The sequence below is a fragment of the Variovorax sp. GW821-FHT06D12 genome (genome assembly GCF_059419205.1).
The window spans coordinates 855,463-871,249 of sequence record NZ_JBWKRI010000001.1 but is presented as its reverse complement, the minus strand read 5'-3'; the positions used below and the strand labels follow the sequence as shown (position 1 = coordinate 871,249).

The following is a 15,787-nucleotide window of genomic DNA, read 5'->3' as shown; positions in this document are numbered from 1 at the left end:
GCGGGGGTGGGGTCGCCAGAGGGTGTGAGCGTGTTTTCAGCCATGTTCTTGCCCCGGTTGAAGTGAGTGAGGAACGGCGGTCGGTGCGGCGCCGTCGGCGGCGCGGACCGGGAAGCCCGGCATCGGTTCGTCGAAGCCGCGCGGGTTCGCCAGCTGCCAGCGCCAGCTGTCGGCGCACATCTGGTCCAGGCTGCGCTGCGCGCGCCAGCCGAGCCGGTCCTGGGCGTGCTGCACGTCCGCCCAGTAGGCCGGGGCATCGCCGGGACGGCGCGGACCGATGTGCACCGCGATGCGGTGCCCGCACGCGCGTTCGAAGGCCGCGATCACGTCGAGCACCGACGCGCCGTGCCCCGTGCCCAGGTTCACCGTGAGCAGGCCCCGATGGAGCGTCGCGTACCGCAGGGCCGCCACATGGCCTTCGGCCACGTCCATCACGTGCACGTAGTCGCGCACACCGGTGCCGTCGTGCGTCTCGTAGTCGTTGCCGTGCACGACGACGTGCCCGCGCTCGCCCACCGCGACCTGCGAGACATACGGCACCAGGTTGTCGGGCGGTCCCTGCGGGTGTTCGCCCAGCAGGCCGCTCTCGTGCGCGCCGATGGGGTTGAAGAAACGCAGGCACGCGATGCCCCAGCGCGGATCGGAGCGGGCGAGGTCCGCGAGCATGCGCTCCACCATCACCTTGGAGCGCCCGTAGGGGTTGACGGCCGCGTACGACGCGCTTTCCCGTATCGGCGAGCGCGGGATGTCGCCGTAGACCGTGGCCGAGGACGAGAAGATCAGCGTGCGCACGCCGGCGCGCTCCATGGCACGCGCCAGCGCGAGGCTGCCCGCCACGTTGACGTCGTAGTAGCCGAGCGGGTCGCTCACCGAGCGGCTGACCGCCTTCAGCCCCGCCAGATGCAGCACCGCGTCGACCCCATGCTCGGCGAACACGCGGTCGAGCACCGCCGCGTCGCGCACGTCGCCGCGCACCAGCTGCGGCTGCACGCCGCAGATGCGTGCCACGCGCTCCAGCGAACGCGGGTCGCTGTTGACCAGCGTGTCCAGCACCACCGGCAGGTAGCCGGCCGCGATCAACGCCACGCAGGCGTGGCTTCCGACGAAGCCGGCACCACCCGTCACCAGAATCTTTGAGTGGGTCATGGTTGGGACTCGCGCAGTGGGGTTGGCGTGGCCGTGCCTTGGTCTGCCACGCAGCGAAGCAGCGCCTGCTCGAAGCGCGACAGGATGGCGTCCTGGTCGAGCTCCGCCAGCGCGAACGTGCGGCCCGCCGCACCGAGCGCCTGGCGCAGGCCCGGCGAGCACGCGAGCTGCGCGATCGCGTCGGCCAGCACGGCCGCATCGCCCGGGGGCACCACGAAGCCACGGTCTGCGACCACGCGTGCGAGTTCGGTGCCGGGGTGCGCCGTGGCGATCACGGCCTTGCCGCTCGCGAACATGCCGGCCAGCTTCGAGGGCATCACGAGGTCGGCGGCATCGGCACGCTGCGGCAGCACGTGGATGTCGGCCATGCCCAGCAATTCGTTGAGCCGCTCGGCGGGCTGCAGGTCGAGAAAGTGCACGCGGTCCAGGCCGGCGCAGGCCGACTTCAGCGAGGCGCGGCTCGGGCCGTTGCCGCAGATGACGAAGTGAATGTTCCGCTGGTCGGCCAGCAGGCCCGCCGCCTCGGCCAGCAGTTCGATGCCCTGCTTGGCGCCCAGGCTCCCCGCATAGAGCACGACCACGGCATCGGGCGCAATGCCCAGCTCGGCCCGGTAGCCGCCGTCCGCATGGGGGGCGGGGCGAATCGCCGAGACGTCTACCCAGTTCGGGAAGAGCACCAAGCGACCTTCACCGATGCCCTTGCTCCTGGCTTTGTCGACCATGGCCGCCGAAATGGTCGACACGCGGTCGAACCTCGTCAGCAGCCATCGCTCGAGCGACAGCGCGACGCGCCGCACGCCCGCGCCGCGCACGAGGCCCAGGCCGAACGCCGCATCGACTTCGAAGTCCTGGATGTGCAGCCACGACCTGATGCCGAACAGCTTCGAGAAGCAGAGCACCGCGGGCGCGCAGAAAAGCGGCGGCTCCACGACGAACACGAGGTCGGGCTTCCAGCGCGCCTGCGCCAGCAGCAGCGGCATGCTCGACAGCATGAACGAGCACAGGTGGGCCACGCGCGCCAGCGCACGCGGCTGCGAAGGCACCCAGGTGGGCGCGCGCCAGACCGTGAGGCCGTTGCGCCCGGTGGTCTTGCGATAGGCCCAGGCCGAATGCCCTTCGAACACCGCCCAATGCGGGAAGAAGGGCGGTGCCGCGATCACGCGCACGTCGTGGCCCCGGGCCTGGAGCCAGTCGGCCATCTCGCCCGAGTACTTGCCGATGCCGGCCAGCTCGGGCGCGAAGTTCATCGAGTACAGCAGGATCTTCACGGCGATCTCCCCAGGGCCGGGCGCAGCAGGCGCACGATCGGAAAGAAGCCGAACAGCGCGCGCATGCGCAGCTCGTACAGCACGAAGTCGGTGACGAAGGCGATGAAGAAGACGTAGTGCGGCTTGTCCGGAAAGAGCGAGATCACGACGCCGTACGAGGCCAGCCGCAGCGCGAACTCCAGCAGCGTCCACCATCCGAGCGAGCCCATCGTGGCGTTGAGCGAGAGCATCGTTTCGTGGTGGACCGTGTAGGTCCTCAGCAGGAAGTACGGCGCGATGCACACGAAGATGTCGCGCGCCTCGGGCCCGAGCTTCAGCAGCGGCGCGGCCACCGCCATCAGCCCGGCCAGCCCCACGAAGAGCACGCAGCCGAGCAGGAACGAATGCCGCGCCAGCCGCAGCTTCTCGATCGTCAGGTTGGCCGCGTTGGCGTCCAGCATCGCCGGCGTCTTCGTGACGAGAAAGGCCTGCACGAACTGCGAGGGCGCCTCCGCGAGAAGAAAGGCCAGCTTGAACGCGCCCACGTAGCCCAGCGGCATGAAGAGCGCCACCAGCAGCAGGTCCGACTTGCGCAGCAGGAAGGTCAGCAGCGCATACACCGTGGCGCTGGCCTGCGACGCGAGCGCCAGCACGGGCGGCCCGGCCGGCGGCGCTGCGCCGTTCGCCGGCAGGAAGATGGCCGCGCCCACGAGCACCAAGGCCAGCAGATTGATGGCGAGCAGGTGCGCCACGCCGATCTCCAGGCCGAGCGCAGCGAGCGTCGCCACGCCCAGCACCAGCACGGTCGCGCGCACGCCCGACTCCAGGTTGAGCAGGCCCGCATGGCCCAGGCCCCGGCTGTACGACAGGCGCAGGCTGTTGAAGGCGAAGACCGCGAGCGACAGCACGATCAGCACGAAGGGCGCGCCGGCCACCGGCAGGCGCTGCGCGCCCACGACGCCGGCCGCGAGCAGCGCGGCCAGCGGCAGCCCGATCGCCAGCGTGCGCATCAGGTCGCCGCGCGTCACCCGGGGCGGCACGCTCGCGGCATTGCGCGAGAACAGCAGCGAACTGCCCAGCGTGCCCACGACCAGCGCCACTTCGAGCACCGACTGGTAGACGGAGTACTCGCCGAAGCGCGCGGGCGCCACCTGCGCCGCGATCAGGAAGATCGCCAGGAAGCCCGACAGGTACACATACAGCCGCGACGCGAGCGCCCCCAGGCCCAGGCGCTGTGCCAGGCGGATGCCGGGCAGGGCGAACGAGGTGCCGGCGGCTGGCTTCATGGCGTGCTCCCGTCCGCGGGGTGCTTCGGCGTTGGCGCGTCTGCAAAGCCCAGGGTGTCGGCCATGCGGCGCGCGCGCGAGGCGATCCGGTGCGCGTTGTTCTTGGCCCGGCGCGCCATCTGCAGTGCCCAGGTCAGCGCTGCGACCGTGTACACGCGGCGATGCAGCGCGGGCTGCATCGCCAGCTTGGCGGCGCCCTGGAAGTGCAGCGCGAGCACGCGCACCGTGTCGCCCGCCGGCGTCTGCAGGCAGGGCTGTCCGTCGACGAAGGCCAGGCGCTTGGCGCCGCCGCGCACGCGGAACTCGCGCACGAAGTGGTTGGTGCCACCGTTGACGTTGTGGTCGATCACCTGGCCGTCGAACACCCGGTTGATCGGCACGGTGTTGCCGCTGGCCTGCGCCCACAGGTACAGCAGCGTCATGTCGGACACCCCGCCGCGCACGCTGCGGGCCGCGAAGCGCTCGGCGATCTCGCGCAGCTGGTGCAGGCCCGCGGGCGTGCTGTACATGCGCAGGAGACAGGCGACGAAGTCCTGCAGGCCAGCCGCCGTCCAGTAGCTCACGTGCGGCGAGATCTGGCAGGGGTTCCAGCCGTCGGTGGGCAGGATGCTGGAGCCGGAGAAGTCGGCGCTGCCCACCAGGCGCGCAATGTGGGCGCCGACGCCGTTGAACAGCAGCACGTCGCTGTCGATCAGCACGAAGGCACGGCAATCGGGGTGCGCTGCGAGATGGTTCGCCAGGAGGAAGTAGCGCCGGAAGCAGATCTTCTCGAACGCTGGCGTGTTGCTCGACAGGTGCACGTAGGCCTGGCAGAAGCGTTCGTATGCCGGCCCGGCGTCGGTGTCCGACAGGACGACCAGCTGCTCCTGCGCCATGGCCGCGGATTCGCAGCACAGGCGCAGGGCCGTGTTCTGGCGGTCTTCCACAACGATGAAGGGGAGGGCGTGGTCCATGGTCGGGCAAGCGGGTTGGTACGGGTCAGGGCCGCGCCGCGGTGGCGCTGCGTACCAGCGCGACGTGGGCGGGAAGAAAGTGGAAGTCGGCGTCCAGCGGCATGTCGAGCGTGAGCATTCCGCCCCGGGCGCTCGCGTCGCCGATCCAGCTGCGCAGCTGCGCGGCCGAGAAGCGCGGCGCGCTCGGTTGGGCCCAGGAGGCGCCCAGCGGCGTCAGCACATGCAGCCGGAGTTCGGAGGGCGGAGAGGCCAGGCGTGCGGTGGGCTGCAGGTACTCGCCCGCCATGAGGTTCTGGCACGGCGCGCTCTTGAGGCTGAAGCGTGCCGCCCCCTCGCCGGCATTGAAGGCCAGCCACCGGGTGGGTGCGCCGCTGCGCGCGGCCGCGCAGAACCGGTCCCAGTCGCGCGTCGTCATGCCCGTCGTGTTGTAGACACCGTCGAACCACCAGCCCGTGGCGAGTGGGCCGTAGTGCTGCGACCAGCTGTCGATCACGGCCGACCAGGCGGCGATGAAGCGCTGCGGCGGCGGCTGCTGTTCGGAGACATCGCCCAGGCACTCCATCAGGTAGGGGTCCCCTTGCGGCGCGCGGAACGGCAGGTAGAGGATCAGCGCGATGCCGTGGCGCCGCAGCGCGCGGCCGATCTCCATCGGCAGGTCGCGTGGTGAGCGGTGCGCGGCGCTGCGTGGGCACAGCGCTTCGAGGGCGGCGTTCGGCGCGATGAACTGGCCGTTGTTCTGCCCGAGCGTGAGGATGAGATGGCTGGCGCGCATCCCGGCGAGTTCGGCGGCGAAGGCCTCGACGTCGAAGCGCCCGATGCCGGCGATGGACTGCTTGTCGGGCAGGTAATGCACCATCACGCCGAAGCCCGGGGCGCTCTGCGTTTCCGGCAGTGCGGCGGCGGCGGGCTGTGCCCAGCCGGTCAGCCCGAGCGCCAGCACCGCGAGCGCGCGAAGCAGGGAGCGTGCGCGGTTCGTCATGGCGTGGCCCTCGCCAGCGACGCGTCGCCGCGCTTCAGCCTGAGGTAACTTGCGGCCACCGCGCCCGGCGTGCAGACCCGCGAGAGCGACCATGCGGGGCGCGTGCGCTGGTGCGCGGCCAGGTAGCGCTCGATGCTGCCGAGGCCGACGAATTCATTGCCGATGAAGAACGCGTAGCCCGCGAAGAGCTCCCGGTGCACCGGAAGGTCCGAGAGCAGCAGCGGCACGCCCAGCGTGGCCGCCTCGGCGGCCGACAGGTTGAAGCCCTCGAAGGTGGACAGCGAGATGAAGGCCGTCGCCCCTCGGTACAGCCGCAGGAGTTCGTCCCGCGACACCAGCCCGCGGTGTCGCACGCAGCCGCGGAACGCGGGCGCCATGGCCGAGATCATGCGTTCGACCTCCTTGGCGCCGTTGCCGGTGATGTCGAGGTAGTCGACCAGGCCCTGGCGCTTCATGCGCACGAAGAGCTTCAGGATGCCTTCGAAGTTCTTGTGCGGGTAGTAGTGGTAGGCCGCGATCAGGTAGCGCCCGTCAGGCGCTGCCGTGCTGTCGGCGTGAGCGGCGACGGCGCCCGCATCCACGGGATTGAAGATCACCGCCGGGTGCTCGCAGCGCCTGAAGTGCCGCTCGAAATCTTCCTGGCTGCTGCGGCTGATGAAGACCACGTCGGCGGCGCTGCGTGCGACGCGGTGCAGGTTCCAGTCGAGCCAGAGGCGCTTGCGCGCGCTGAAGTACTGCGGGTACGACTTGTACTGCACGTCGTGCACCACCACGATCGAATCCCGGTGGCGGCCGAAGGGCGCCAGCAGCGAGAACGGCAGGAAGTAGTTCGGGAACAGCGAGTACACGCGCTCCCCGCGCAGCCACCCGCGCACCAGGTGGACGTTGTAGAGCAGCGTGTCGAGGATGAAGCGGCTGATCTTCAGCCGCCGTGCGGCCGCGTACAGGTGCGGATGGCGCTCGCTGACCGGCTGCACCTCGTGGCCCGGCGCGTCGCGCATGCTCTCGAGCAACACCTCGGACACGTTCAGCACCCCGCCCGCCGACGCGTTGAGCCGGATCGTGTCGTAGAAGAGGTAGGTGGCCATGGTCGCTCCTGCGTGCGTGCGTTCTCATGCGGTCGGCAGGCTGGCGCGCGCCGGGCGGGGGGCCGGCCTGCGGAACCACGCCGCGAGGCTGCCGGCGACGACGGCCGCGACCAGCCCCGAGACGGCGAACGGTCCCCAGCCCAGGATCGGCCCGCGCAGGAACGGCACGTAGGCCGCCAGCAGCACCAGCGCGCACAGGTAGCCGGCCGTCAGCGTGCGTTGCGGATCGATGGCCTTGTCGACGAGGCGAAAGAGCGCCGAGACCGCGAAGCCCAGCAGGGCCGGGCCCGCCAGACCGAAGTCGAAGTAGGCGGTGGTGAAGGGCGGCAGCGACAGGTTGCTCTGCGAGAAGTTGCCCAGCACGGCCGGCCAGCCGAGCGGGTCGTAGCCAGGGAACATCTTCAGTTCGCGCGGCAGGATGAAGGAGAAGGCCGAGAGCAGGTAGCGCCCGTAGCCGAGGTCGGGCGAGGGCGCGCGCTCCAGGATGCCCGCGACGACGAACATCGCGTCGAAGTCCTGGCTGAAGGGGTACGACGCCAGCTCCGCGCCCCACATGGCGTCCCGCGAGATCAGGTTCAGCACCGGCCCCAGGCCCGCGATGGCGCCGAAGATCACGGCGGCGAGCGTCCACCGGTGGCGCCGCCCCAGGGCATGGATGAGCAGCGGAAGCAGCCCGATCAGGATGACCTGGCGCGCCGTGTTGACCGGGTTCGCGGCGATGGCGGCCAGTGCGAAGGCGAGGCCCGCGACGCACCAGGCCCACAGCGTGCGCTGGCGCGTGGCGTGGATCGCGAGCGCCACGCAGCACAGCAGCACCATGAGCTTGGGCAGCGTGGAATAGACGATGTACTGGACCGGCGCGGCCTCCTCTTCGGAAATCACGCCGCGCGCCGTGAAGTTCATGTCGGGGCGCAGGAAGAGCATGGCGAACGCCACCTCCAGGCAGGCCAGCAGCAGGAAGGGGTGGGCGACGCCGGCACTGAGCGCGCGCTGCGCCGGCCGGGGCGCGGCGGGCGGCTCGGGCAGCCCCAGCCGTGCGGCTTCCACGCCGGCCATGTACAACAGCACGAGCATCAGCGCCTGCGTGTGCGCGGCCTGGCCGACGATGCCGACCTCCCAGAAGTCGGTGTCGGTCGCGATCTGCATCGCCGGCGCCAGTGAGAAGTAGATGAGAACCGCCGTGTAGTGGATCAGCAGGAACACGCTGTCGCTGGCGGTGCCCAGCATCGACAGCTGCACCACCGTCAGCACGAACACCACCCCGTAGCCCCAGACAGGATCGATCAGCCCGCACAGTGCGGCGCAGACGATGCCGGACCAGAAGACGAGGGTTCTCATGGCGAGGTCCGTTTCTGCTTCAGGCGTGCTCGGCCTCTGCGGCGGTCCGGCGCGCCGTCTGGTAGTCCGCATAGGTGCGGCGCAGCCCTTCGGCCAGCGGCACGGTGGCGTGCCACCCGAAGCTGGCCGCGCGCGACACGTCCAGCAGCTTTCGCGGTGCGCCGTCGGGCTGGGCCAGGTCGTAGTGGATGCTGCCTTCGTAGCCCACGACCTCGCGGATGTGCTCCACCAGCTCGGCGATCGAGACGTCCTCGCCCGTGCCGAGGTTGATGTGGCCGCGCATCGGATCGGTGTGCTGGTCGTAGGCGGCGCGCGACAGGTTCATCACGTCCAGGCAGCCTTCGACCATGTCGTCCACGTAGAGGAATTCGCGCCGTGCCCGGCCGCTGCCCCAGATCAGCACGCTCGGCGTGCGGCTGATCTTGGCCAGGTGAAAGCGCTGGATCAGCGCGGGCACCACGTGGCTGTTCTCCAGGTGGTAGTTGTCGCCGGGCCCGTAGAGGTTGCTCGGCATCACGCTGCGGAAGTCGACGCCGTGCGTGGCGCCGTACTGCCGGTTGTAGCTTTCGCACAGCTTGATGCCCGCGATCTTGGCGATCGCGTAGGGCTCGTTGGTGGGCTCGAGCTTGCCGGTGAGCAGGGCCTCTTCGCGGATCGGTTGCTCGGCCAGCCGCGGGTAGATGCAGCTCGAGCCGAGGAACAGCAGCCGCTTGACGCCGGCGAGAAAGGCCTGGTGCGTGAGGTTGGCCGCGATCAGCAGGTTCTCGTAGATGAACTGCGCGGGGTAGGTCATGTTGGCGTGGATGCCGCCGACCTTGGCCGCCGCCACGTAGACCTGGTCGACGCGCTCGGTCGCGAAGAAGCGCGCGACCGCCGCCTGGTCGAGCAGGTCGAGCTCGGCGTGGCTGCGCGTCACGACCTCGTGGCCGAGTTCGCCCAGGCGCCTCGTGAGCGCCTGGCCGACCATTCCGCGATGACCTGCAACATAGATTCGCATGGCGTTCTTTCAGTGAAGGAAGAGGGGGCTTCGGGTCTCAGCGCGAACCGCGCGCCCCGAGCACGACGCGGAAGGTCTTCAGCAGGATCACGACATCCCGCAGCAGGGACAGCGTGGCGACGTACTCGGCGTCCATGGCCGCGCGGCGGCGGTAGCTCACCTCGTTGCGTCCGCTGATCTGCCACAGGCCCGTGATGCCCGGGCGCACCGCGCAGTAGTACGCCCAGTACGGGCCGTAGAGCTCCTTCTGCGCAAACATGCAGGGGCGCGGGCCGACCATGCTCATGTCGCCCTTGAGCACGTTCCAGAACTGCGGGAACTCGTCGATGCTGTAGCGACGCAGGAAGGCGCCGAAGCGGGTGATCCGCGGGTCGTGCTCGAGCTTCTGGAACTTCTCCCATTCGCGCCGCGCTGCGTCGTTCTCGCGCAGGTGCCGGGCCAGCAGGGCATCGGCGTCGGGCGCCATGGTGCGGAACTTGTAGAAGCGGAAGATCCGCCCGTCCCGGCCGTAGCGCGGCTGCACGTAGATGGCCGGGCCGCCCGAGGTCAGCAGCACGCCGAGGGCGATCAGCGCGTAGGCCCAGCCCAGGAACAGGAAGAAGGCGCCCGCCAGGAGGATGTCCATGGCGCGCTTGGCGGCCTGCAGGAGCCGCGAGCCGCCCACCGGCACGGGGCGCGCGGCGGTGCGGTGCGGCGTGCGTGAAAGGTGCGTGCTCATGATGTCGCGCGCTCCGGTTCGGCGCGGGGGGTGTGCCCCAGCGCGGGCGGATAGATGTTCGGCGGCAGGCCGTAGGGCCCGTAGTCGTAGCCGTAGGCGTTGTGGCGTTGCCGCGCGTCCTGCGCGTTGAGCACCACGCCGTGGAACGCCGCGCCCACGTGCGCCAGCCGCTTGGCACTCTCCACCAGGTCGCCCAGTTCGCTGTCGCCGGCGCGGGCCACGAGCATCAGGGTGCCCACGTCCGGTGACATCGCCACGGTCTCGGTCGCCAGCAGGATCGGCGGGGCATCGATGACCACGGCGTCGTACAGCGCCGAGAGGGTCTCCAGCAACCGCGTGAACGCACTGGAACCCATCATCGTGGCCGGATCGAGCGGCAGCTTGCCGGTGGTGATCACGTCCAGGTGCGGCAGCACCTGCGCATGCACCGCTTGCGCGAGCGTGGCGGTGCCGGCGATCAGCTCCGACAGGCCGGTGGTCGCCTTGAGCCCGAACTGGCTCGCCAGCTTGCCGCGGCGCATGTCGGCGTCGATCAGCAGCACGCGCCTGCCGGAGGCCGCCAGCACGGCCGAGAAGTTCGCCGACAGGAAGGTCTTGCCCGCGCCCGGCGTGGCGCTGGTCAGCAGGATGCGGTTGTTCTGCGCGCCCGCCATCAGGAAGCCCAGCGCGGTGCGCAGCCTGCGCACGCCTTCGAGCGCCGGGTCGTCCGGGTGCGAGGCCGCCAGCAGCTTCACGCCGGGCTTGCCCTGGCGGATGGCGCGGTCGAGCGTGCCCTGCCGCGTGCTGAGTGCGATCGTGCTGTAGACGTTCAGGCCGGTGCGCATCTCGATCTCGTCGGGGGTGGCGACCGTGTTCTTGAGCACCTTGCGAAGCACCGATGTGACCGCGCCCAGGAACAGCCCCACGACCAGCGCCAGCGCCATCACGATCACCGCCTTGGGCCGCACCGGCTTCTCGGGCGACAGCGCCTGGTCGAGCACGCGCACGTTGCCGATGCGGCCTTCGCGGGCCAGGCGCATCTGCAGCGAGCTGTTCAGGAGCGACGAATAGAGCTCGGTGTTGACCTTGATGTCGCGCTGCATGCGCAGCGAGTTCTGCTGCAGCATCGGCATGCGGCGGATGCGGTTGTCCACGCCGCCCAGCTCCTTGCGCAACGAGGCGATCTGCGCGTCGAGCGTGATCAGCATCGGGTGCTGGCTGGTGAAGCGGCTCGCCAGGTCCAGGCGCTTCTGGCGCGCGTCGAGCAGCTTGGCCTGCAGGTCGACGTTCTGCGACAGCGCGTTGCGCGCCTCGTCGTCCAGGCTGATGGTTCCGTTCTGGTTGCGGTACTGGTTGTAGGCCTCTTCCGACTGTTCCAGCTGCTGCTTGAACTTGGGCAGCTCGGTGCCCAGGAAGTTCAGCGTGCGCTCGGCCTGCGCGGTCTTCTGGTCGATGTTCTGGCGCATGTACAGGCGCGCCACTTCGTTGAGCAGGTTCGCCAGGTGCTCGCGATCGTCGGTCTGCCAGCTCACGTCGATCACGCTGGACTGCTTGCCCTTCTCGATCACGCGCAGCTCGCGCTGCAGCTCGAGCATGGTGAGCTGCGTGGAATGCCGCGTCAGCTCGAAGGCGCCGCCGGGCCGGGCGTCGATCGAGGCCACGAGCAGGTGGACCGTGCCGCCCGGCACCGAGCTGTCCTGCGGCTCGCCGACCCGGCCGTGCAGCGGGGTGTCGAGGTCGGGGTGCGTCAGGGTGTAGGTGCCGTCCTTGCCCGCGGTCAGCAGGAACTTCTTGCCCTCGAGGGCCGGGGGCACGTCCATCTGCGCGACCGCGATCCGCTCGGTGCCCGACACATAGCCGCGCATGCCGAGAAAGCCCGGCCTGGACAGCGTCTTCGAATGCCGCGCCATGAAGGCGCCCACGACCGGGATGTAGTGCGGGCGGGTCTTGATGAACAGCTTGGTGTTCTCGATCGCCTGGCCGAGCACCATGCGCGACTTCAGGATCTCGGCCTCGCCCGAGGTCGGCGTCTTCACGCCCACGCCGTTGACCGCGGCATCGCCCGCGCCGCCGGGCGAGCGTTCGGCATCCTCGAGCTGGATCAGCACGTTCGCTTCGTACACGCGCGGCCCGAAGAGCGCGTAGCCCGCGCCCAGCACCAACACCGCGGCGGTGACCGAGGCGATCAGCCATCGGTTGTCCAGCATCAGGTCGACGTATTCCTTGAACCTCGAGTGCGGGCGCTCGGGTTCCGGGTTGTACGGTGCGGGAAGCGGGGGGTACCAACGCGCATTCATGGGCTTCACCTTCTTTGTCGTGTTCGGGCCGGGGCTGCGCGGCCTACCTGCTGCGGGCGGTGTCGCGCGCGAGGTTGATCACCTGGGCGGCGGGAAGGATCAGGTTGGCGACCCGGTTCCACGAGACCAGCGGCACGCGGTCGACATAGACCACATCGCGCGGCCGCAGCTCGAAGCGGTCGGCCAGCGCGAGCGCGGCCGGGTTCTTCGCGTTCAGGCTGAAGATCTGCGGCGTGTCGGGCGTCTGCGGCGAGTTGCGGATCACGTAGATCTGCCCGGGGTCGGCCGTGAGCAGGTCGGGCCCGCCCGCATCGCCCAGGGCCTCGTTCAGGCTCATGCGGCCGTTGCGCATCAGCAGCGCCGAGGGCCGCAGGATCTCGCCCATCACGTAGATGCGGCTGTCGTCCCGGCTGCCGACGTACACGATGTCGCCGTTGCGCAGCGGAATGTTGTTGGCGTCGGCGCCGAAGCGCTTGAGCTGCATCAGGTCGATGACCACCGTGCGGTCGCCGCGCGTGAGCGTCACATGCGAACGGTCGCCCCCGGCGGTGATGCTGCCCGCGCGGTTGAGCGCCTCGGACAGCGTCATCGGGATGTCCGTGAAGATCTGCAGCCCCGGCGTGCGGACCTCGCCCTCGACATAGGCGCGCTGACTGCGGAACGACTGGATGCGCACGCTCACCAGCGGTGCCTTGATGATGCTGCCGATGCGCTTGGCGATCAGCTCGGACGCACCGCTTTCCGTCAGGCCCTGCAGCCGGGTGCGGCCGATGTAGGGAAAGCTGATCTCGCCCGCGGCGTCGACGATGAAGCCCGGCGCCACGGTGACACCGGTCGGGTCGCTTTGCTGCGCGATCACCGCGCCCAGGTTGGGCTGCAGCTCGGGGTTGTTGTAGACGGTGATGCCCACCACGTCCCCCGGCCCGATGGTGTAGGGCGCGGGCCGGCCGAACAGCGCCTTCACGTCGGGCGGGATGCCCGTGTTCCCGGCGAGCTGCGCGCGGACCAGCTCCGGCGTGATGGCCGCGATCCTGCCGCCGGCCGTGCCGTCGGCCGATTGCAGCGGGCCCGGTGTGCCGAAGCCGGGTGCGCAGCCGCACAAGCCGAGCGACAGCAGCAGCGCCATGGCGCGCGACCGGAAGCGGCCACCGGGAAGGGCGCGGGCGCCCTCGGTGGCGAGGAGGCGCTCGCCGCGCGGGTTCGCTGGGGTTGCGGATGTCATGGCAATCTCCTTGGCTTCGGTTGTTGTTTCAGGGCGCGGCGAGCGTGGCCGGGATCGCGCGCGGGGTGCCTGTCGCCGGGCGGTCCTGCCGCTGCGGGCTGCCGGTGGCCAGACAGTGCTCGACGACCCAGTCGCCGACGGACTGCAGGAAGAGCTGCTGGCCCTTCACCGTGCAGACGGTGTGGTCCACGTCCCGCATGAACTCGTACTGCAGGCCCTGCATGAACGGTTCGCGGCGCAGGGCGCCGAGCTGGTCGCGGTCGCGGTCGCAGACATGCAGCGATCCCGAATACAGCAGCTGCACTGCCACCTCGCGTTCGACCAGCCGCTTCATCGTGGCTTCGAACCAGATCGCGTTGACGTTGGGCGGCCGCCGGTCCACGAAGTAGCCCGGCAGCGGCTTGCCCACCGTGCTGCCCGGCAGATGGCGCAGCACCCAGCGCCGCGCCTTGCCGGGGAACGACGGGTGCAGCGGCGCCGCGAGCGCGCGGCGCACCGTGAGCTCCCAGCGCGTGCGCCGCTGGGGGAAGGCAAAGCCATCGAACAGCGAGAGCGCCACCATGCGCGTGTCCACCGCGGCCGCCGACATGGCGTGCTCCACGCCCGAGCACATGGCCACGGTCGCGAACTGGCCGATGCCCTGCATGCGTTGCACGAGGTCCATGGCGGCCTGCAGGCTGTGCACCGCGCGCGTCTGCAGGTCGGGCCCGGTGTCCAGCGCTTCGCTGTCGCCGATGCCGCCCAGGTCGAAACGCAGGCTGCCCACGCCGCGCGCGGCCAGGAGGTGCGCCAGCTTCACGTTGATGCGGCGCGGCCCGACGCGGTGGTTCGCGCCCATGTTGAACATCAGGCAGGCAACCGGCGCCGCCGCGCGCTGCGCGGGCACGGTGAGCATGCCCATCAGTGCGTTGCCGGGGCCGAAGCACACCGGGGTCTGCGTCAGGTCATTCATGGATGGCTCCCTGCAGGCGGTTGAGCGCATCGGCCGGCACCATCGCGCTGTGGGGAAAGGGGTCGGACGTCCAGTCCAGCGGGTGGCTCAGGTAGGCCAGGCGCACCGGCATGTGGCGCGACTGCTGCTCGGCCGCCCATTGCGCGGTGGACGTGTCGTCGGGCGGGGCCAGCACCAGGGTGTCGTGCAGGGCCGTGAGCGGCAGCGACTGCGGCGTGAGGGCGCGCAGCTGCGCCTGCAGCGCCGGCGAGAGACGCACGCCCAGCGCCTCCTCGGGCAGCGCGTCCGGTTCCCGCGCGAGGTTGCGGCGCCAGGACAGGTCGGGAATGCAGAAGGTCGTGTCGATCGCCTCGACGTGGCGCTCGCGCAGCAGGCGCGCGTAGCCCGGCCCGTCGATCACCGGCTCCCAGAGCACCAGCCGCGCCGGGTCGCAGCGCCCGTTGCGCGCGGCCAGCACGGCCAGGGTGGCGCCCAGCCGCGCGCCGATCCACACGATGGCGGCATGGGGTGCGTGCCGCCGCAGCTCCTCGTGCGCCGCGCACAGGTCGCGGCGCCAGCCGTCGAGCTCGCCCTCGCTCTCGTCGCCCGGCGAGTCGCCGGAGCCGTAGAAGTCGAAGCGCAGCGTGGCGATGCCGGCGCGCGCGAGGCGTTCGGCCAGCACCTTGAAGAAGCGGTGGGTGCGCAGGCCCTCCTGCCCGAAAGGCGGGCATAGCAGCACCGCGGTGGGCTCGCCCCGGTCCTCGTCGGCGGCGTGGAACGCGCCGAAGACCTGGCGCGAGGCCGGCCCGAACATGAGGGGCGTGAAGAGGGTCATGCGACACCCCCTGCGCATCGCGCCTCGCTCATGCCCTTGCGCGGATTCAGGGGGCGCATGCGGCGGCCTTCGGGGTCGGCCTGCGAGGGCCGCGCGCGGGCTTCGGTATGGCGCCATTCGGCGAGCGAGCCCACGCTGTCCGCCCGCGCGGGCGCCGGCCCCAGTGCCAGCACCAGGATGCGTCCGGCCACCGGCAGCTCGACGCTGCGGCTGTCCGGTGCCAGGCCCACGTCGAAACTCTGCGGCGACACCAGCAGGCCCACGCCGATGGCCTTCAGGCAGGCTTCCTTGCGGGTCCAGCAGGTCAGGAAGGCGCGGTCGCGTTCGTCGGCGGGCAGGGCGGCCAGCGCCTCCTGTTCGCGCCGCGTGAAATGCGCCGCCGCCAGGTCGGCCGCGTCTGGCATCGGGCGCAGCAGCTCGACGTCGGCGCCCAGCGGGCCGCGCCCACCGATGGCGATCAGTGCCAGGCCCTGGCTGTGGCTCAGCGAGAACTGGGTGCGCGGATGCCCCGCCAGCGACGGCTTGCCGAAGGCGCCGATGGCCAGCGTCAGTGCGTCGGGGGCCAGGCCCGTGTACGCGCACAGCGCCTGGCGCAGCGCGACATGGGCCGCCACGAAGCGCTGCCGGTCGACGGGAAAGCGCAGGTTCTCGGCGCGTGCGCGCTCTTCTTCCGACAGCACCTGGGCGGGCAGGGTGTCGGTGAAGCTGTCCAGCTCGACGTACCGGCAGACCGGTGCGTCGATGGACAGTGCGTTGGCGGCGCCGGTCATG

The 15,787-nt window shown here is 70.5% G+C and carries 14 protein-coding genes; all 14 read right to left on the bottom strand.

Features of this window, described 5'->3' with window-relative positions; translation table 11 throughout:
• Positions 1-36: 36 nt before the first annotated feature.
• From galE to AC07SQ_RS03970, 14 genes are read right to left on the bottom strand one after another with little or no spacing between them, the layout of a single operon-like run.
• On the bottom strand, positions 37-1,146 hold the full coding sequence (galE, locus tag AC07SQ_RS04035; RefSeq protein WP_492727403.1) for a UDP-glucose 4-epimerase GalE: 1,110 nt from the start codon (positions 1,144-1,146) through the stop codon (positions 37-39).
• Entirely contained in the window at positions 1,143-2,414 is a 1,272-nt protein-coding gene (locus AC07SQ_RS04030; protein WP_495270673.1) for a glycosyltransferase WbuB, read from the bottom strand. Before AC07SQ_RS04030 ends, galE begins: the two co-directional genes overlap by 4 nt.
• Complete coding sequence (locus tag AC07SQ_RS04025; RefSeq protein WP_495270674.1) at positions 2,411-3,679, bottom strand: polysaccharide biosynthesis protein; 1,269 nt, start codon at positions 3,677-3,679, stop codon at positions 2,411-2,413. Before AC07SQ_RS04025 ends, AC07SQ_RS04030 begins: the two co-directional genes overlap by 4 nt.
• Positions 3,676-4,632: a hypothetical protein gene (locus AC07SQ_RS04020; RefSeq protein ID WP_495270675.1), complete on the bottom strand. Its 957-nt coding sequence runs from the start codon at positions 4,630-4,632 to the stop codon at positions 3,676-3,678. Before AC07SQ_RS04020 ends, AC07SQ_RS04025 begins: the two co-directional genes overlap by 4 nt.
• Positions 4,633-4,657: 25 nt before the next feature.
• A complete protein-coding gene (locus tag AC07SQ_RS04015) occupies positions 4,658-5,611 on the bottom strand; it encodes a hypothetical protein (RefSeq protein ID WP_495270676.1) in 954 nt (317 codons plus the stop codon).
• Entirely contained in the window at positions 5,608-6,699 is a 1,092-nt protein-coding gene (locus tag AC07SQ_RS04010) for a glycosyltransferase (protein ID WP_495270677.1), read from the bottom strand. Before AC07SQ_RS04010 ends, AC07SQ_RS04015 begins: the two co-directional genes overlap by 4 nt.
• Before the next feature lie 24 nt (positions 6,700-6,723).
• Positions 6,724-8,037, bottom strand: coding sequence for a hypothetical protein (locus AC07SQ_RS04005; RefSeq protein ID WP_495270678.1), 1,314 nt, complete (start codon positions 8,035-8,037; stop codon positions 6,724-6,726).
• 19 nt (positions 8,038-8,056) lie between these two features.
• Positions 8,057-9,034 (bottom strand): GDP-L-fucose synthase family protein, encoded by a 978-nt coding sequence (locus tag AC07SQ_RS04000; protein WP_495270679.1) that lies wholly within the window; start codon positions 9,032-9,034, stop codon positions 8,057-8,059.
• Between the two features lie 37 nt (positions 9,035-9,071).
• Entirely contained in the window at positions 9,072-9,752 is a 681-nt protein-coding gene (locus AC07SQ_RS03995) for a sugar transferase (protein WP_159276456.1), read from the bottom strand.
• Positions 9,749-12,028, bottom strand: coding sequence for a polysaccharide biosynthesis tyrosine autokinase (locus tag AC07SQ_RS03990; protein ID WP_495270680.1), 2,280 nt, complete (start codon positions 12,026-12,028; stop codon positions 9,749-9,751). The genes AC07SQ_RS03995 and AC07SQ_RS03990 overlap by 4 nt, the downstream gene beginning before the upstream one ends.
• Before the next feature lie 43 nt (positions 12,029-12,071).
• Positions 12,072-13,250: a polysaccharide biosynthesis/export family protein gene (locus tag AC07SQ_RS03985; RefSeq protein ID WP_062473261.1), complete on the bottom strand. Its 1,179-nt coding sequence runs from the start codon at positions 13,248-13,250 to the stop codon at positions 12,072-12,074.
• 28 nt (positions 13,251-13,278) lie between these two features.
• Positions 13,279-14,202 (bottom strand): hypothetical protein, encoded by a 924-nt coding sequence (locus AC07SQ_RS03980; protein ID WP_495270681.1) that lies wholly within the window; start codon positions 14,200-14,202, stop codon positions 13,279-13,281.
• The gene (locus AC07SQ_RS03975; RefSeq protein ID WP_070061036.1) at positions 14,195-15,016 is read right to left on the bottom strand and encodes a serine aminopeptidase domain-containing protein; all 822 of its coding nucleotides are present in this window, start codon (positions 15,014-15,016) and stop codon (positions 14,195-14,197) included. The genes AC07SQ_RS03980 and AC07SQ_RS03975 overlap by 8 nt, the downstream gene beginning before the upstream one ends.
• Positions 15,013-15,786: a 4'-phosphopantetheinyl transferase family protein gene (locus tag AC07SQ_RS03970; protein WP_062473277.1), complete on the bottom strand. Its 774-nt coding sequence runs from the start codon at positions 15,784-15,786 to the stop codon at positions 15,013-15,015. The genes AC07SQ_RS03975 and AC07SQ_RS03970 overlap by 4 nt, the downstream gene beginning before the upstream one ends.
• Between the last annotated feature and the right edge of the window lies 1 nt (position 15,787).